9 protein-coding genes are annotated in these 19,238 nt (G+C 39.7%); 5 read left to right on the forward strand and 4 right to left on the reverse strand.

The window, feature by feature from the left end:
• Positions 1–236: 236 nt before the first annotated feature.
• The 3 genes from H6H03_RS36705 (at position 237) to H6H03_RS36715 (ending at position 2,779) form a co-directional block, all read left to right on the forward strand.
• Entirely contained in the window at positions 237–902 is a 666-nt protein-coding gene (locus H6H03_RS36705) for a sensor histidine kinase (RefSeq protein ID WP_190959934.1), read from the forward strand.
• A 217-nt stretch (positions 903–1,119) separates the two neighbouring features.
• A complete protein-coding gene (locus tag H6H03_RS36710) occupies positions 1,120–1,980 on the forward strand; it encodes a sulfurtransferase (protein WP_190959935.1) in 861 nt (286 codons plus the stop codon).
• A gap of 349 nt (positions 1,981–2,329) precedes the next feature.
• Positions 2,330–2,779 carry a hydrogenase maturation protease gene (locus H6H03_RS36715; protein ID WP_190959936.1) on the forward strand — a complete coding sequence of 150 codons (450 nt, stop codon included), beginning with the start codon at positions 2,330–2,332 and terminating at the stop codon, positions 2,777–2,779.
• A 76-nt stretch (positions 2,780–2,855) separates the two neighbouring features.
• On the opposite strand, the gene H6H03_RS36720 is transcribed toward H6H03_RS36715, so the two are convergent.
• Entirely contained in the window at positions 2,856–3,773 is a 918-nt protein-coding gene (locus H6H03_RS36720; protein WP_190959937.1) for an ABC transporter ATP-binding protein, read from the reverse strand.
• Between the two features lie 216 nt (positions 3,774–3,989).
• On the opposite strand from H6H03_RS36720, the gene H6H03_RS36725 reads away from it, so the two are divergent.
• Entirely contained in the window at positions 3,990–4,895 is a 906-nt protein-coding gene (locus H6H03_RS36725; RefSeq protein ID WP_190959938.1) for an amino acid ABC transporter substrate-binding protein, read from the forward strand.
• Positions 4,896–4,907: 12 nt separating this feature from the next.
• Here H6H03_RS36725 and H6H03_RS36730 read toward each other — a convergent pair whose 3' ends face one another.
• Positions 4,908–5,888, reverse strand: a complete 981-nt coding sequence (locus H6H03_RS36730; RefSeq protein WP_190959939.1) for a 2-hydroxyacid dehydrogenase — start codon at positions 5,886–5,888, stop codon at positions 4,908–4,910.
• A 576-nt stretch (positions 5,889–6,464) separates the two neighbouring features.
• Positions 6,465–11,969, reverse strand: coding sequence for a trifunctional serine/threonine-protein kinase/ATP-binding protein/sensor histidine kinase (locus tag H6H03_RS36735; protein WP_190959940.1), 5,505 nt, complete (start codon positions 11,967–11,969; stop codon positions 6,465–6,467).
• A 399-nt stretch (positions 11,970–12,368) separates the two neighbouring features.
• Here H6H03_RS36735 and H6H03_RS36740 point away from each other — a divergent pair, with 399 nt between their 5' ends.
• Positions 12,369–17,783: a trifunctional serine/threonine-protein kinase/ATP-binding protein/sensor histidine kinase gene (locus tag H6H03_RS36740; protein ID WP_190959942.1), complete on the forward strand. Its 5,415-nt coding sequence runs from the start codon at positions 12,369–12,371 to the stop codon at positions 17,781–17,783.
• Between the two features lie 293 nt (positions 17,784–18,076).
• On the opposite strand, the gene H6H03_RS36745 is transcribed toward H6H03_RS36740, so the two are convergent.
• The gene (locus H6H03_RS36745; RefSeq protein ID WP_190959941.1) at positions 18,077–18,874 is read right to left on the reverse strand and encodes a peroxiredoxin-like family protein; all 798 of its coding nucleotides are present in this window, start codon (positions 18,872–18,874) and stop codon (positions 18,077–18,079) included.
• Between the last annotated feature and the right edge of the window lie 364 nt (positions 18,875–19,238).

A 19,238-nucleotide genomic window follows, 5' to 3' on the forward strand; every position in this document is an offset into this window, starting at 1 on the left:
GCGAAGGCTTCTATAATTGCGATTTGAGACATGGGACAGATGCATTAATATAGAATTTGCGCTGCATCTTACCATATACTGCCTACATTTAGAATGAAATAGCCCTGATCCTGAAGCCTTTTAATCATAATACTTTACAAGCAAACATTGAAATTGCTCTGGCTCGACATCACGCAGAACAAAAGGCAAAAAACACTATCATCGATGGCACAAATCACTCATTTGATTATCTTTCTATGCTTTCCCACGAGCTGCGTAATCCTCTAACTGCCATCCAGATTGCAACTACTATTTTGGGAGATAGTAGTTATCCACTAGATGAAGTAAAGAAGCAGCAATTACTTAGACGCATCCAATCTTCAACTGAGCGGATGCATGAATTAATTGAAGACGTTTTAATGATGGGACAAACAGATCGTGACACGAGTTTGTTTAATCCTGAAATTACTGAAATTGTAGAGTTTTGCTACACATTACTTGAACCTTGGCAATGGAACCCACAGAAAAAGCATACTATCAATTTTTCTTACAACTCCGACCAGATTCATGCCAGTGTGGATCAAAAGCTACTTTGGCATCTTTTGAATAATCTCATCAGCAATGCCATTAAGTATTCACCTGATGGCAATCCGATTCAGCTTCGGCTTTACAGTACACATGAAGCGATTTATTTTGAAGTCCAAGATGGGGGGATTGGCATTTTACCAGAAGATATAGAGCATCTGTTTGAGCCATTTCAGCGTGGTAGGAATGTGGGTAAGTTGCAAGGTACGGGATTGGGGTTGGCGATCGCTAAACGAGCCGCAGAGCTCCACAGAGGAGAAATTTCCGTTGATAGTCAGCTGGGTTGTGGATCGAAGTTCACCGTCAAGCTACCCCACTCTGATTGTGGTTTCAAGTAAAACATTGCTGAATCTGCAAAGAAAGGGTAGGGAATCACTACGGTGCATCGGTGTCAACTTAACGTAAAACCCGCTTTGTAACAAGGTTTGACAGCTTGAGAAGATATTAAAGTTCTCTCATAACATTTAACCCCTGTTCTTCTGTAATTTGCATTTCACAACGCAAATCTGCTAAGGGCGATAATGCCTACTAGTAGAATAACAGAAGCATGAAAGCGTGAACACAAAACTCCTCATTTCTCATCAAGAACTCACGTCACTCTTAGCAGAAAAATCATCACAGACTGTTCTGATCGATACGCGAAGCCAAGAAGATTATGCTATTTCTCATATTCCTCAATCCATAAATATTAGAGATTTTTTTACCTATCTTTTAGAGAATTCCTCGCCAGCAGGTTTAAAGCAATTACAAGAATATTTTGCAGAAATTCTGAGTAGGGTAGGAATCTCTGGTACAGAACAGTTAATTGTTTATGAAGACACATTAAATAAAGGTTATGGTCAATCTTGTCGAGCAGCTTTTTTACTGAAGTATTTGGGTTGCACTCAAGTATCTATTTTACATGGAGGATATAAAGCATGGCTCAAAGCAGGATTACCTACTAGCGATGAAGTTCCGAAGCGTGAAAGCAGCATATTTAGATTGCATCCCAACGCAGACATAATGGTAACTACTGCCGAAATGTTGCGGGCAATTGATAATCCAACAATTATTAAATTAGATGTGCGCGACACTTCAGAATGGCTTGGGGTGAGTTCTTCTCCCTACAATCCTGATTTTTGTCCCCGCAAAGGTAGAATCCCTAACGCTGTATGGTTAGAATGGCATCATTTAATGAATTCTGAATCGGAAATCCCCACATTTCGATCGCCAGATGAAATCCGAGAAATTTGTAGCTCAATAGGTATTACTTCTGAGTCAATTGTGTATATTTACTGCTTTAAAGGCTCAAGGGCCGCTAATACATTAATAGCCCTTGAACAGGCAGGAATTTCTGCTAAAAATTATTTTGGCTCTTGGAATGAATGGTCTCGTGATTTTTCCCTACCAATTGATAGCACAGTCATCAGCATTTAAGCTTCAGATAGCGAGCGTAGATTTTTTAACATCACAATTGCTTGTTTTTTAGCAAACCTATTTTAGGTGCATTTGCTCAGGGCGATCGCAAACTCGGATTGAAACCGAGTATCTAAACTTACCTTAGGTTTTTTGAGAATATATAATATTATTGTTGACATTATGCAGTCATTCTCCCGCGCCCTACGGAAAATGTATATGTATAAAGATTTTCGTGAAAGGGATAATAGGTTGTTTGAAAAGCCCTTAGCTGTTATCGACCACCAGAGAATTTGTGAATTTAACAGTTCTTCACAAGTTCTTCAAGTTTTTTTCATAACTTGAAACTAGTCTTAGACAGCTAAAAATTATGAATTGCAATGTAATAGCTATTGGTTACGGTAATGAGTTGCGTAGTGATGATGGTATTGGTCAACGAGTAGCTAAGGCGTTGCATCTATCTAATGTGCAATCTTTTGCTGTCCACCAACTCACCCCCGAACTTGCCCAAAATTTAGCCCATGCTGATTTGGCAATCTTTATTGATGCTTGTTTCGCCTCTCAAAGTTCCCAAATACAAGTAGAACCACTTTCACCTGCATCTTTCAAGATTATCGCCGGACAGATGGGCGATCCGACATCGCTTTTAGCTCTGACTAAAGCAATTTACGGTTATTGTCCGCGGTCTTGGTGGATTAAAGTACCAGGAGTAAACTTTGAATTAGGACAGAGTTTATCATCCATTGCCGAAACTGGAGTGGCGATCGCTTTACAAAAAATTACACAAATTGTAGACGAAAATTTGAGCGTACTTCTTTAAAATTTTCCTGAAGGTTTACCTTGTGCCATAGTTAACACAGTTTTAGCGCCTTTATTTCCCTGTTCCGTTTGATTTTTTAATTTGGCCTTGTTCGCTGATTAGCTGGACTTGATGTTAGTTCTATATATATATGCTCCAACCGCACAGGCTGACGCGCGATCGCATTAATAGGAATACCTTCAAACCGGGAAATAATTTCTTTTAATTCTAGTGGTTCTGGTAACCAAAAAGTTAACTCATCACCATAACGTCGGGGTGTAAAACCGTATTCTTCGGCGCGAGCGATCGCTAATTCTTCTTCTGGAGTTTGTACTACTACAATTTCAGACGTTGGAATTAACGCGCGTAATTGTGTTAAACTACCCTCAGCCAAAATTTGACCATCTTTTAAAATTCCAATTCTCTGGCAAAGACGCTCAGCTTCATCTAATAAATGAGTTGTCAGGAGAATCGTAACTCCCTGATTTTTGAGTTGTCGAATCAACTCCCAAATTTCATATCGTGACTCAATATCTAACCCAGTAGTTGGCTCATCAAGAATTACTAACTTCGGCTGATGTACCAAAGCTACTGCAATATTCAACCGTCGTTGCATTCCTCCGCTGAGAGTTTCTACTGGACTTTTTGCTCTGTCTAATAAATTTACAGCCGCCAGAGTTTCTTTTATCTGTTTCTGGCGCGTTTTCCGATCTAAACCATAAATATCAGCAAAAAACTTGAGATTTTCCTCACAAGTTAGAGTTTTATATAGTAAATTTTCTTGGGGTGCAATTCCAATAATTTTTTTCGTTGCTTGAGAGACAGGCTGATGATTAATTATCACATTACCACTATCAGGTTTTAGTAAATTACAAATAATATTAATAGTGGTCGTTTTACCCGCTCCATTAGCACCGAGTAAACCATAAATTTCTCCTGAATTAATATGGAGATTTAAATTTTGTAAAACTTTTCTCAATTTATAAGACTTATTTAGATTTTCGATTTTTAACATATCAACAGTAATTTAGATTAAATCAATCGAGATTATCAAAAAAGGATTAGAATTGAATTGGTGATTTTACTCTCCATAGGGTGATAAAATAAACTTAATGTAAAGAATAGTTACTAAATAATCTTACTATGTACTCGATAGTGATAACTTTTTGAACTTAACATATAAATCAGATCGGATTTGATTTGGTGAAAAAACGGCCTACTCTTAAAGCTTATGTCTCAAAAAAGTGCTATTCCTATTTTAAGTCTGATGTTTGCAATGCTCATGCCTAATGTGGTAGCTGCTGAGACTGTGATGCAAAAAGTAGCTAGAACGGGAGTATTAACAGCTGGTACTAGTAGAGATGCGCTACCTTTTGCCTATGTGGATAGTCAAGAAAAATTAAATGGCTATTCTGTAGATATGCTAATTCTAATTAAAGAGCAATTAGAAAAAAACCTCCAAAAAAAAATTAAACTGCAATTAGTTGGTCTTAGCCCCTCTGAACGGATTCCTAAAATAGTTAATCGACAAGTTGATATTGTGTGTGATGCTAGTAGTTTTACATGGGAGCGAGATAAAAAAGTAGACTTTTCTGTAAGCTACGGTGCGACTGGAACTCAATTATTAGTGAACAAAGGAAGTAATCTAGGTTCTGCTGAATCCTTGATTGATAAGCGAATTGGTGTGTTATCAGGAACCACAAATGAGCAGGCGATCGCTCGCGTACAGCCTAAAGCTAAACTGGTGTATTTTAAAACTAGGGCAGAGGGATACACAGCTTTACAAAAAGGTACTATTGATGGTTTCTCATCCGATAGCATTATTTTAGAGGGATGGCTGCAACAGCAAAAAAATCCAGATGCTTTTGCCATCGTACCCGATCGCCCCTATTCACAAGAAGGTATCGCTTGCATGGTACCAGAAAATAACTCGAAATTCTTGGATACAGTCAACTATTCTCTGGTCAAGTTTATGCAAGGATTCGTCAATGGCGATGGGCGATATGTCGCTATTTTTGACCGTTGGTTTGGATCTCAAGGCACTGTAGTACTAAATCGTGATTTACGCGATCTGGTAGTGGAAACTATGAAATTGGTTATAGAATTTCGTGAGGAAATTCCCAAAAATGACCTGTGATATCATGTCCGTTTAAAGTTCGTAAATTTCTGGATTCACGCAATTAGGTAATCTTTCCCCTTTCAAGCCAGCTATTAAATTATCAATTGCCATACTCGCCATTTTCTCTCGTGTTTGGAAACTAGCACTACCGATATGAGGAGTGATAATTAAGTTATCAAGAGTCAGCAATGGACTATCAGTCGGTATTGGTTCTGGTTCCGTGACATCAATAGCAGCACCAGCAATCTCACCACTGCTTAACGCTTTATACAAAGCATTTGGATTGATAATTGCTCCGCGAGATGTGTTGATGAGAATCGCGGATTTTTTCATCAGTGCAAATTCATTTTCTGCAAACAAACCATCGGTTTCTGGAGATAAAGGCGTATGAATTGTGACAAAATCTGATAATTGTAATAGAGTTTCAAAATTAGTAAACTCTACGTCTAGTTTTTGTTCTAGTTCCAAATCGCATCTATGTTTACTAGTATAAACAACTCGCATATCAAAACCTTTGGCGCGACGAGCCATTGCTTGACCAATGCGACCAAAACCAATGATTCCCAACGTTGCACCCGCAATATTTGGCCCCAATAATAAATCTGGTTCCCAAGTCTGCCACTCTCCAGCACGCACAAAGCGATCTGCTTCTACTATTCTTCGCGCAGCTACCATTAATAACGCCCAAGTTAGATCGGCAGTTGCATCTGTCAAAACGCCGGGAGTGTGACCAACTGGTATACCCCGCGCCGTTGCTGCACCTATGTCAATATTGTCATATCCCACAGCCATCTGACTGATCGCGCGTAAAGACATTCCCCCTTCCAGTAAGTGCCGATCGATTCGATCGCTCAGCAAACACAGCAAGCCATTTACTTTTTTCACCTTCTCCAACAACACTTCATAGGGAGGTGGTTGACGTTTTGTCCAAACCTCAACATTTGCAATTTCTTCTAGTCGCTGTAGTTGGGTGGGTAAACGGCGAGTTATAAAGACTTGAGGTAGTGTCATGAAAATCAAACGAGCTACTCTTTCTAAGATACAAGAGTGTGTTATGACCTAGCCTAACCCTGGATTTTTCAGGAATATAAAATTCAGGCTGGCTAAGTATGAAAAATCAAAAACTGCCCTGGCACAAGTCCAGAGCAGCTTTAAGTAGTAGAGTTTATATAAGATAAGGGACTTTTAGGTTGTTGTCCCTTGATTTATTCATAAAGGGTTTGGTATATAGTACTATTCAGCATTAGTTGTATGCTTTACGCAAAAAAAGAAAAAATTTTGAAAGTGTAATTAATTGTCTCTGATGCTGCGGCAAAAAGCGATCGCCCATTAGAGGTTGTTTGAAAAGTCCTTTCGTCGGTAGCAAAACGTTATTGATCCCCCCAACCCCCCTTAAGAAGGGGGGCTTTAATTCCAGTTCCCCCCTTTTTAAGGGGGGTTAGGGGGGATCGATAAGTGCCTAAAATCACACCGAAATACTTTTCAAACATCCTCTTAGAGTAACCAGCAACTTGGGTTATATAGTTGCCGTTCCACGTCTAGAGCGCGCAGCTATATTCCCCTTAATCACAGCAATGCCGATTTAAGTTATGAGAGTGCGATCGCATCAACTTTACTAGCTTCCAACGAAACTGGAATCCGAATAATAAACTCTGCACCCTGTCCTGGTTCTGACTGGCAATATAGTAAGCCACCGTGCTTTTCGGTAATAATTTGGTAGCTAATCGACAAGCCCATACCAGTGCCTTTACCCACAGGTTTTGTAGTGAAGAAAGGATCGAACAAGCGCCGTCGAACAGACTCCGGCATACCTAGACCATTGTCTGCAATACGAATTTGCACTTGATGAGCATCCACTTGTTGAGTATGAATACTAATGCTTGGGCTAGTCATTTTTTCTGGATTTTTGAGTAATGACTCTTCCAAAGCATCGATCGCATTACTCAACACATTCATAAACACCTGATTTAATTCTCCTGCATAACATTCGACTTCAGGTAGGTTGCCATAATCTTTGATAATCTCAATCGCTGGATACTCTGACTTTGCTTTGAGTCGATGTTGCAAAATCATCAAGGTACTGTCAATACCGTCATGAATATTCACAGCTTTTCTCTCAGCTTCATCCATACGTGAGAAAGTTCGCAAAGAAGCAACAATTTTGCGAATTCGGTCTGCCCCTACCCGCATGGAGGATAATAGCTTAGGCAAGTCTTCTAACAAAAATTCTAAATCGATAGACTCAGCTTCTTCCTCAATTTCTGGATGGGGAGATGGATAATGTTTTTGGTAAAGTTGCACTAGCCCTAGCAACTCTTGGGTATATTCGTTGGCATGATTGAGGTTGCCAAAGATAAAATTGACCGGGTTATTGATTTCGTGAGCAACGCCAGCCACCAGTTGTCCTAAGCTGGACATTTTCTCCGTTTGTACGAGTTGAGCCTGGGTTTTTTGTAGTCTATCGAGATATTGTTGCAGTTCGAGGGCTTTTTCTCGCTCTCGCGTTTCGGATGCTTGCAAAGCTGCGTTTTTAACTTCCAGTTCTTGTGAGTAATCTTGCAAATTAGTATAGAGACGAGCGTTATCAATGGCGATGGAAATTTGTGCCGTCAATAAACTCAACACCTTTACCCGTTCTGGAGTAAAAGCACCAGAAATCAAATTATTTTCTAGGTAAACAATACCAGTAAACTTGCCAGAATGAATTAGTGGCAAACATAAAATTGACTTAGATTGATGAGTGGCAATATAAACATCAGTTGCAAAGCGCGGATCTTTAACAGCATCGTCTAAAACTAAGTTGTCTCTGGTTCTTTCGACATAGTTGAATAAAGCAACTGGCAGTAAAGGTGAATTTGTTTTATCGTTTGAGTTAACAACAACATTAACATCTTTCCCTGCAACCATTCCCACTGCTTCTAGCATCCATTCATTCTCGTGCTTGGCAATGAAGTAACCTTGGACAGCACCAGCATTTTCGATGCCAATTTTCATCATTTTTTCCAGCAGGCGAGTTAGTATCATTTCTTCTGACAGCACCTGTGAAGCTTTCATCACCGTCATCAAGTCAAGAAGATGAGAGCCTCCGGTAGTAGTAGAATTAGTTTGGGTCAATTCTAAGTGTTGATCTGCTAGTTTTTCTGCGTTTGACACTCGCACAATCAACTGCGGGTATTTTGACTCTAGATGTTGAACTTTAGCAACAGCACCCCAACGCATATAGGCGTAATAGGCATCTGTCATGTAAGTTTTGGCAATGGGTTCTTTACCCCATGACAAATAAAATTTAGCTGCAAGTTCATAAGCTAGTGCTTCTTCATTGATGTATTCATTTTCTTTAGCAAGAGCGATCGCTTTATCATACATCTCGATCGCTTCTGATTTTTCACCTAAAACCCGATGCCGTTCTGCCTCTACCAAATAGAATTTATGTAGATGATTCATTGGCGCATGATGCGCCCATTTTTGCATTTTTTCTTGATTAGCTTGGACGCGATTAATAATTTCTTGTTGTTCAGATTCTGGACTATTAGCATATACCGCCAACCGCACCAGAGAATCATAGAAAAAGAAGAGAACAAAAATTACTTGTCCAGCCGCCGCACCCAAAGAATTTTCGACTTGAATAATATTTTCCAGTGCTTCATAATAATTCTCAAACCAATAACAAAGCTGAATTTTATTGGAGTATAAAAATTGAATTGCTAATTGATCGCTGGTTTGCTGATGAATGGGTAACATTTTCTGCTCGTCATAGACTTCACCAATCATCACACAAGGATTTTCAGCCTTTCCCATGATGTTTAAAGCTGCTTGCCAATAAATTTCTTGATAATGTAGTGCTGTTTCTTGCTTGATTTTATTAATAGCATCCCAATAGGTTGCCATTTCTCGTTCTAGGGCATTTAATTGCTTCCCTAGCAAATATGATTGCAAGCAGTAGTTAAATGCAGCATAGGCGGCATATTCTAAATCTCCCGTTTCTAGTCCAATAGAGTAAATTGAGAGAAAAGTTTGTGAGGTATTGCTGAGGTGTTCTTTCCAAGGTCGAACTAGAACACTTGCTATTTGGTTAGTCCTGGCACTGACTTCTTTAGCATTCAACTTGGACACCAAATTTATAGCTAATTGCCCAAACTCATAGCCCCGTTCCATATCTCCCACAACCGCACACACAAGAAAACTATAAAGGGAATAGGCATAAGGAGAAACAGAAGCGTTACCATACTGAATGGATAAATTAACTTGTTGACATATCACTAGAGGTACAAGTTCTGGAGCGCCCAAGTAGGTTGCGGTAAATAGACTTGCTAGTATCCTGATAGCTGCCAGTTTATCCGGGTCAGTCATCAGAGGTAGGTCAATTAAGTCTGAGGGTTTCTTTCCATTTAAAAGTGATGCAGTTTCCTCCAGCCCCCGCCCAATCTCTGATGGGTTAACCTTTTCGGGGAACTCCACCCCCAACAGCTTCAAGGCTTCTAGCCCCGTAGTCACTGCTGCTATCAGCTGGTTCTGCCTTCCATAACCTTGAATTTGGATTTCGTATACCTTCACTTTGTCGAGTAGTGAGGTAGCGTGGTTTTGCACAACTTCAACAAACTTTTGCATTTCCTCAAAATTGCCACTTAAAAATGCTGCTTCTGCTGCTTCCTCATTGATGGTTAATGTTAGTTGATAGTGAATTTTCCAGCTATCAGTTGCTAACAGTCCTAAAGCAACTTGCAAATACTTAACAGCAGAATCGTGGGCTGTAGCTGCTTTTGCTCTTTGACCTGCAATTAAATTAAGTTCTGCCAGTTCGTATTTTTCTGCTTCAGATATTAGTAAGTCAGTACCGTAATTAAGTTGATTAACCAGGGCAAAAATATTTTCTTTGCGTGCTTCTGGCGTAGTATTTTGTAGCAGTAATTGACCAATTTTGAAGTGTGTTTCTTTTTTCTTGCGATCGGGAATTAAAGAATAAGCTGCTTGCTGCACTCGGTCATGTAAAAACTTGTAGTCAACCTTGATATCGGTTAAGCCAATCTCGCCTGATTCATCCTGACCAAACACTAAAGGAATTTTGTAATCTTGAGTTAACGGCAAAATTAACCCAGCTTGCAGTGCTGTCCACAATTGCGCCGCAGTTGTTAGAAGTGATGCTTCGTTAACGATCGCCAATACATCTAAGTTAAATGTACTGCCAATACAAGCAGCTAGTTTTAATACTTTTTGCGTTTCTAGTGATAGTTTGCGAATATTTCTTGCTGTTAGTTCAACAACATTTAGGTCAGCGATCCCAATTGCTTGAATATTTTGGATATTCCACTGCCACATTCCTGAATGGAAGTTATATGTTAACAAGCCTTCTTGATTTAAAGTTAAGAGCAGTTGCGTTAAAAAGAAAGGGTTACCGCAGGTTTTGTGAAACAGTAATTCTGCTATTAGCTGAGTGTCTTCTGTGCCATTCAACGTATCACCAACTAACGCTTCCACATCTGTTAACTGTAATGGTGACAGAACAATGTTATTCACCATCGCATCTGTTTTTTGAATTTTGTCTAAACTCATCATCAGCGGATGGGTGGGCGAAACTTCGTTATCGCGGTATGCTCCAATTAATAATAAATATTGGCGTTGCCCTTGGCCAGCGTAGCTATCGCTATCTGTCATCAATTGCTCAATTAAATTCAACGATGCCGAATCTGCCCACTGTAAGTCATCAAGAAACACAACCAATGGATGCTGTTTGTTTGTGAATACTCCAATGAACTGCCCAAAAACCCGATTAAAGCGATTTTGAGATTCCGCCGCACCCAGTTGTATCACAGGTGGTTGAGTCCCAATAATTAGTTCGACTTCGGGAATCACATCGATAATTATTTGTCCGTTTTCTCCCAACTTGGTTAACAGTTTCTCTTTCCATGCCTGGATTTGGGCTTCGCTTTCGGTGAGTAATTGCCCAATTAAAGATTGAAATGCTTGAATCAACGACGCATAGGGAATATTGCGCTTGAACTGGTCAAACTTACCTGCAATGAAATAACCCCTAGCCCCCACAATTGGTTTATGAACTTCATTGACAACACTTGTCTTACCAATCCCCGAATAACCGGAAACCAGCATCATTTCGCTTGCACCAAGACTGACTCGCTCAAATGCAGCCATCAACGCTGCCACTTCTGCTTGGCGTCCGTACAGCTTTTGGGGAATCAAAAAATGTCCAGATTTGTCTCGTCTTCCCGGTAGGAAGTTTTCAATTTTGCCAGTCGTTTGCAGTTGAAACAAACATTCCTCTAAATCTGCTTTCAGTCCCCAAGCGCTTTGGTATCGTTCCTCTGCTGTTTTCGCCAACAGCTTTAAAATAATTGCACTAATCGCCTCTGGTACGTCTTCCAAAACGCGACACACAGTTTCTTGACAAGGTGCGGCGGGCATTTTGGCAATGTGACAGTGTACCAATTCCATTGGGTCGTTACTATGAAATGGCAAAGTACCCGTCAACATTTCATACAATGTCACACCGAAAGAATAAAAATCCGTGCGATAATCGATCGCTCTGTTCATTCTACCTGTTTGCTCAGGCGACATATAAGCAAGCGTACCTTCGAGTAAATTCGGATTAGTTAATGTGGGATTTTCTTTATCCAGCCGCGAGGAGATGCTAAAGTCAATCAATTTAACTTCGCCAGAGTCAGGGTTGATAATAATATTGTGTGGTTTAATATCTTTGTGAATAATCTGTTCGGCGTGCAGTTCTCCTAAGGTGTGTGCTAAATTAATTGCTAGCTTGAGGAAAGTAATTAAGCTCATTGTTTGAGTCGCGATCGCTTCTTTGAGCAAGTAACCTGGAATGTCTTCCAAAACTAAAGCTAGACCATGCTGATAATTCTTTAACTCGTATGGTTTAACAATTCCAGATATTTGCAGCGGTTCAATGATTTGATATTCGTGGCGCAGCCGCGCAATGTCTTCTAAGCAAGGATGCTCATTGAGGAGAGTTTTGACAATGACACAGGTGTTATCGGTTTCTCGCCGTCCACGATAAATAATGGTTTTACTACCAGAGTGAAGAGTTTCTAGGAGTTGATAACCAGATAAAGTAGCTGTCATTTATTTACCTTGCAATATAAGCATTCTTAAAATGCCCATGTAGGTTGAGATATGTAACATTTATTACAAAATTATATATATTTTCACAAGCCTTTACTAATTCTAATTGACTTACTAAAGACTAGAAAGACAGGAACATTATCGGTCTAGATATCTTAAAAATCGAAGATATCGCCTGCTTTATGGAACGGGCATTTTTTAAGGGACTTTTAACTTGTTTCAAATGCCTTAATATTTCTGTGGAGAAATTATTTTTGTTTTAAAGCTATCGGTAAATAAATACACCAGTCTTATCTCTTCTTGGCTGATTTTCCTGTGTTTGCAAAAATGAAGATGTTCTCTGGGAATACTAGTTTTATCAAACAAACACAAACTTACCCTATGGGACAAGTATAGATGATGACTACAAGATCCGCCCCCATGATACCCGGATATGAAATTATCTCTCAACTATATGCAGGCTCTAGAACAAGAGTATATCGAGCTATCCAAAACCAAAAAAAACTCCCGGTAGTTATCAAACTTTTGACATCTGAATATCCGAGTTTCAACGAATTACTGCAATTTCGCAACCAATACACTGTTAGTAAAAATCTCAATATTCCTGGTATTATTCATCCTTTATCATTAGAAGCTTATGGTAATGGTTATATTTTGGTTATGGAAGATGTGGGAGGAATTTCTTTACTAGAATACATCAAAACCATTAGCCTCTCGCTTGTTGATTTTTTGGCGATCGCCATCCAATTAACCAATATTCTCCACAGCTTACATCAAAATCGTGTAATTCATAAAGATATCAAGCCTGCAAATATACTGATTAACCAAGAAACACAAAAAGTTCAATTAATTGATTTTAGTATTGCTTCATTACTTCCTAAAGAAACTCAAGAAATTATCAGCCCTAATATTTTAGAAGGAACTCTGGCTTATATTGCCCCCGAACAAACTGGCAGGATGAATCGAGGTATAGACTACCGCAGCGACCTTTATTCTTTAGGTGTGACCTTTTATGAATTATTGACAGGAAAATTACCATTTATATCTGAAGATCCGATGGAATTGGTACATTATCACATGGCTAAACAACCGCCAAAACCAGAGGGTAAGAAAGAAGAAATACCAGAGGTTTTATGCAATGTTATTAACAAATTAATGGCTAAAAATGCCGAAGAACGTTATCAAAGTGCTTTAGGTTTAAAATTGGATTTAGAAAAAAGTCTTGCCCAATTAAAAGAAACTGGTAAAGTTGAATATTTTAAAATTGGTGAGCGTGATGTATGCGATCGCTTTCTCATCGGTGAAAAACTTTACGGACGAGAGAAAGAAGTTGCCACGCTGCTTGAAGCTTTTGAGCGCGTCGCTAATGGTACATCCGAAATGATGCTAGTGGCAGGATTTTCTGGTATTGGGAAAACTGCGGTAATTAATGAAGTCCACAAACCAATTACCCGTCAGCAAGGGTATTTTATTAAAGGTAAATTTGACCAGTTCAACCGTAATATTCCTCTATCTGCCTTTTTGCAAGCTCTACGGGATTTGATGGCACAATTGTTGTCAGAATCAGATATGCAATTGGCTGGGTGGCGTTCCAAAATTATCAAAGCTGTAGGCGACAATGGACAAATTTTGATTGAAGTCATTCCCGAACTAGAACAAATTATTGGTAAGCAACCCCCTGCACCAGAACTATCAGCAATTGCGGCACAAAATCGCTTTCAATTATTATTTCAAAAGTTTATTGAAGTATTTACAACACCAGCACATCCATTAGTGATGTTTTTGGATGATTTACAGTGGGCAGATTCCGCTTCTTTACAGTTGATTAAACTACTGATGCAGGATAATAGCTATCTGCTATTATTGGGGGCTTATCGAGACAATGAAGTACAAGCAGCACATCCATTTATCTTAACGGTAGAGGAACTGAAGAAGACTCAGAAAACCGTCAATACAATTACTCTTTTACCTCTGACTTTAAATGATACTAATCAATTAGTTGCTGATACACTACATTGTACAACAGAGCGATCGCTCCCCGTTGCAGAATTAATTGTTCGCAAAACTCAAGGAAATCCGTTTTTTATCACCCAGTTTCTCAAAGCGTTACACGAAGACGAACAGATTAAATTTAATCGTCACCAAGGCTATTGGGAATGTGATATTGCTCAAATCAAGGCACTTTCTCTGACCTCAGATGTGGTGGAGTTTATGGCGCAGCAGTTACAGAAATTGCCAAAACAAACGCAACATCTCCTCAAATTAGCAGCTTGTATTGGTAACCAATTTGATTTGGGTACTTTGGCAATTGTTTGCGAACAATCACAAGCAGATACAGCGACAGTGCTGTGGAAAGCTTTACAAGAAGGACTAATTTTGCCGCAGAGTCAATTATACAAATTTTATCTTGGCCCTGATGATACAGATGCAAATATTAGCAACATAGAAAATGTAGCCTATCGGTTTTTACACGATCGCGTCCAACAAGCTGCTTATTCTCTGATTCCCGAAGACCGAAAACAAACAACCCATTACCATATCGGACAATTACTCCTGCAAAAGATTTCTCCAGAAGCAAGATTTGACCGGATTTTTGAACTCATCGGTCACCTCAACCGTGGAACTGCTTTAATTACCCAACAAAGCGATCGCCAGGAATTAGCACAACTTAACCTCACAGCCTCTCGTAAAGCCAAAAGCGCAACCGCCTATCAAGCAGCTCGTGAATATGTGACAGTGGGCTTATCTTTATTAGGAGAAAAAGCTTGGGAACAGCAATATGAAATCACCCTTGCTTTTCATGAATTAGCTGCTGAATTAGCTTACCTTTGTGGTGACTTTGAAATGATGGAATATTTCATTGAAATTGTCACTAAAAAAACACATTCCTTACTAGACAAAGCTAACGTTTACCGAATTAGAATACAAGCTAATGCTTCTGGGAATAAACTTGCAGAAGCTCTGAGAATTGGTAGAGAAATCTTGCAACAGTTTGGTGTCATCTTTCCCGAAATACCGACACAAACAGATATTCAACAGACAATCCAAGAAATCAGCGAACTTATTGGCGACAGAGAAATTGCAGATTTAGTTCGCTTACCTGTAATGGTCGATGCAGAAAAACTGGCAATTATCCAGATTACCAACAGTATTTTTCCAGCAGCTTTCAATCTTGGCTCTTTGTTATTTCCATTACTAGTTTCTTTATCAGTTAAATTATCTATTCAATATGGAAATACATCCCTCTCAGCCTATAGCTTTGCTTGCTATGGCATCATTTTATGTAGTATGCAGCAAGATGTAGATACAGCAACAAAATTTGGACAATTGGCACTCAGGATCGTCAGCAAATTTGATACCAAAGCTATAAAAGCTCAAGTATTGCCTGTACTAGGACTGTTTATTGTACACCGTAAATCTCATATTCAAGAATCACTATCAATCTCTCAAGAAGGTTATGTGACTGGACTCGAAGTTGGTAACCCAGAGTTTGCTGGATATTCTGCCTACGGTTTTTGTTTGAATTCTTTTTGGTGCGGTCAGCCCTTGGATACTTTAGAACAAGATGTACGCGCTTACTGCAATGGGTTATTGCAATTGAACCAATTGACAGCAGCTAATTACTGCCGAATTTATTGGCAATCTATTTTAAATTTACTGGGAATTGGGGAGCATCCGGTTATTTTATCTGGGGAAGCTGTGCAAGAAACCCAATTTCTGCCCTTGCGGTTGTCTGCTAATGATTTGATTGGATTATATTTCTTTTATTTGTATAAATTACTGCTTTGTTTCTTATTTGGAGAAATTGAGCAAGCGACAAACTATGCAGTTGAACTGAGAAAATATTCAACTGCTGGTGCTGGATTAATCGGTGAACCTGCGGTTTATTTCTATGATTCACTGACGGTTCTAGCAGCTTTGAGCCTACAATCAGAGGAGACATCAAAAGTATTAGAGCGGGTAGAACAAAACCAAACACAACTGCAACAGTATTGGGCGGACTATGCGCCAATGAATCACCAACATAAAGTTGATTTGGTAGCGGCTGAAAAATGCCGCGTTTTAGGATACAAAACAGAAGCCATTGAGTTATACGACAAGGCGATCGCTGGAGCTAAACAAAACGGCTACATTCAAGAAGAAGCTCTGGGAAATGAGTTAGCAGCTAAGTTTTATCTCGCTTGGGGTAAAGAGAAAGTCGCCGCAGGCTACATGCAAGAAGCTTACTATTGTTATGCTCGTTGGGGTGCAAAGGCTAAAGTCGCCCATTTAGAACAACACTATCCGCAACTACTTGCAATCATTCTCCAACCTCCTAGCGTGACTATCACATCTGGCGCAACCATCGCTCCGACATTGATGAAGAACCTCACTAGCGCCAGTAGCGGCCAAAATTTGTGGTTGGATTTTCCAACAGTCATGAAAGCAGCACAAGCTATTTCTGGTGAAATAGAATTAGACAAACTGTTAACAAGCTTAATGCAGATTGCGATCGCTAATGCTGGCGCACAAATTGGTTATTTTGTCCTGCGTCAAGACGAACAATGGTTAGTCGTCGCTCAAGCCGATCGACAACAAGCACAAACCTTAGAAATTCCGCTGCCTCAATACCAAAAAATTCCCCAGAGTTTGATTTATACCGTAGCACGAACTCAACAGACGGCTGTGTTTGAAAACTTAAGCGATTGGGTGCAATTTGCAGGCGATCCTTATATTATTACCCATCAGCCCAAATCAGTTTTGTGTACTCCAATTAGTCGGCAAGGAAAACTCATCGGTATTTTGTATTTAGAGAATAACTTAACTGTGGGTGCTTTTAGTAGCGATCGCATTGAGATTCTGCAACTCCTCACTAGCCAAGCCGCCATCTCTGTGGAAAATGCCCGTTTGTATCAACAAACCGAAAATTATTCCCACACCCTAGAAGCAGAGGTAGAGCGCAAAACCCAAGCTCTCAACCAAAAAGCCCAAGATTTAGAGCAAGCCTTGAAAAAATTGCAACAAACTCAAGCGCAATTAATTCATAGCGAAAAAATGTCATCTTTAGGTCAAATTGTAGCTGGCATTGCTCACGAAATTAATAATCCTGTTAATTTTATCAAGGGTAATCTTAGTCATACAGAAAGTTATATTGCAGATATAACAAATTTGCTAATACTTTATCAACAGGAATATCCACAACCGAGTCCAGTTATTCAAGCCAAGAGCGAGGAAATTGACCTCGATTTTTTGTTTAAGGATGTGAGCCAAATCTTAACATCTATGAAAGTAGGCAGCGAACGCATCAGCCAGATCGTTCAGAGTTTACGCAACTTTTCTCGCCTAGATGAAGCAGAAATCAAAGCAGTAGACTTGCACAGTGGGATTGAAAGTACGCTGTTAATTTTGCAACATCGCTTGCAAGCTTCTAGGAATCAACCCCAAGTGCAACTGTTCAAAGAGTATGGCAACCTACCTCTGGTGACTTGTTATCCTAGCCAGTTGAATCAAGTTTTCCTGAATATTATCAACAATGCGATCGATGCAATTCGAGATAACCCTCAAAGCAGCGAAAACCCGGAAATTCGGATTCGTACTGAAATGATAGGCAATGACTACTTACGCATTGCCATCTCCAATACAGATAGTACAATTCCTGTAAGTCTTCAAGACCGTATTTTTGACCCATTTTTTACCACAAAACCTATCGGTTGTGGTGCTGGGCTGGGGTTATTTGTCAGCTATTCGATTATCCAACAGCATGGCGGTACTCTGACTGTGCACTCTTCCCCAACGGATGGCACAGAATTTGAGATTGTTCTTCCTGTCCGTTGAACAATTTTTAGGAAAACGCGATCGCGACTTACGCAGCGATACGAAAAATCAAGAGTTTGGGGGAGGGTGTAGGAGTCTAGGCGTCAAAATCCTTCGCCCAGTTTCCTACCATCACACCAGCCGGGCCTAAGTAGGTAGTTGTGAATATTTATCGTCAGGATAAGGCAGGAGGCAGGAGGCAGGAGGCAGGAGGCAGGAGGCAGGAGGCAGGAGGCAGGAGGAAAGAGGGTTTTAGTTCACTTAACCTTTATTAACATAGTTTGATTTTTTCACACCAACTTACTTATCAGGAATTAGTGAGCTGAGGTAAAGCTATCTGTTTCGATCGAGGATAAAAATGATAGGGGCTGACTCATATTAGCAGCAAAGCCCAGAATTCCTGGATCTCGATGTTCGTAAAGTAACTGACCTTTGGTATCAAACAGAAAAGTTCCACCACGCTGAGTTAAGTAGGCAGATAATGGTACATAAGTATGCCAATTGCTTAGAACTTCCACCATATTCCGTAGCCGGAGAGTAGCTAATTCAAAGGGACGTTGAAACCCTTTTCCACCAGCTAATTGGAAAAACGAGCCTTTAAAAGTAGGTAGAGGAGTAGCTTGAATAATTTCATCATCTTCAATGAGTTGAGGGGCTTGACGATCTCCTGTGTATCCCCGAAAAACTTCTCTTAGGGTTCCAGGACTTCCAAACCCTGCACACATTAATAGTAGATTTAGCCAAGCTTTCTGAGACTGAGAAAGTCCAGGGAGAGGAAGATTCAAACCTGAATAAAGCTTAAGTTGGTGATGTAGTTCTGCATTGGGATCGACAAATAAATTTTGGGTTGGAAATCCTGTATACTCGCAGAATCTTGTTCCAGAGGCGCGTGAGCCAATTCCCACTGCACGAATAGCAAGTTTTTCAGGAGGTAATTTTTTAGCTTCGCGCTGTAACCACCACGCATATTCAAGACTATCAAAATCCCCAAGTTGTGGCCAAACTAAAATAAGGATATGTGAGGCAGCCTCGCAATTTTCTAGTAGGGGTCGAGTTATGCCATCACTAACACGCTGAAGTTCGGTCTGATTAAGGATAGTGTAGGGATTCATTATAAAAGATTAACTGCTATTTAGCTATCCAATTTGAGTCCAGTTTATCAAAAAAGAAACCCTTAAGTTTTATATTTTTTTGATGAATTTGTACTAGTATATTTTTTCAAGAATTATAGTATTAATTAAGCCAAAATAATTACTAGTTTGTAAGAGCCTATTTATGATGGGAGGCGCACTTTTTAGGAGTAAATGGCTAAAAACTAGTTGATTTTAGGTCTATTGAGCTTTGGTGTTGGCTTTGGCATCAGCCTAGCGCTATTTCATTCTAAAAAGTTGCTTAAGTGTGTATAACCCAAAAGAACAGAGCCGTTGAGCTTGTGCCATGTTTTCAAACATCTGGTCACGGTATAAATTGAGTGCA

The organism is Nostoc paludosum FACHB-159, from assembly GCF_014698835.1.
GTDB lineage: Bacteria > Cyanobacteriota > Cyanobacteriia > Cyanobacteriales > Nostocaceae > Nostoc > Nostoc paludosum.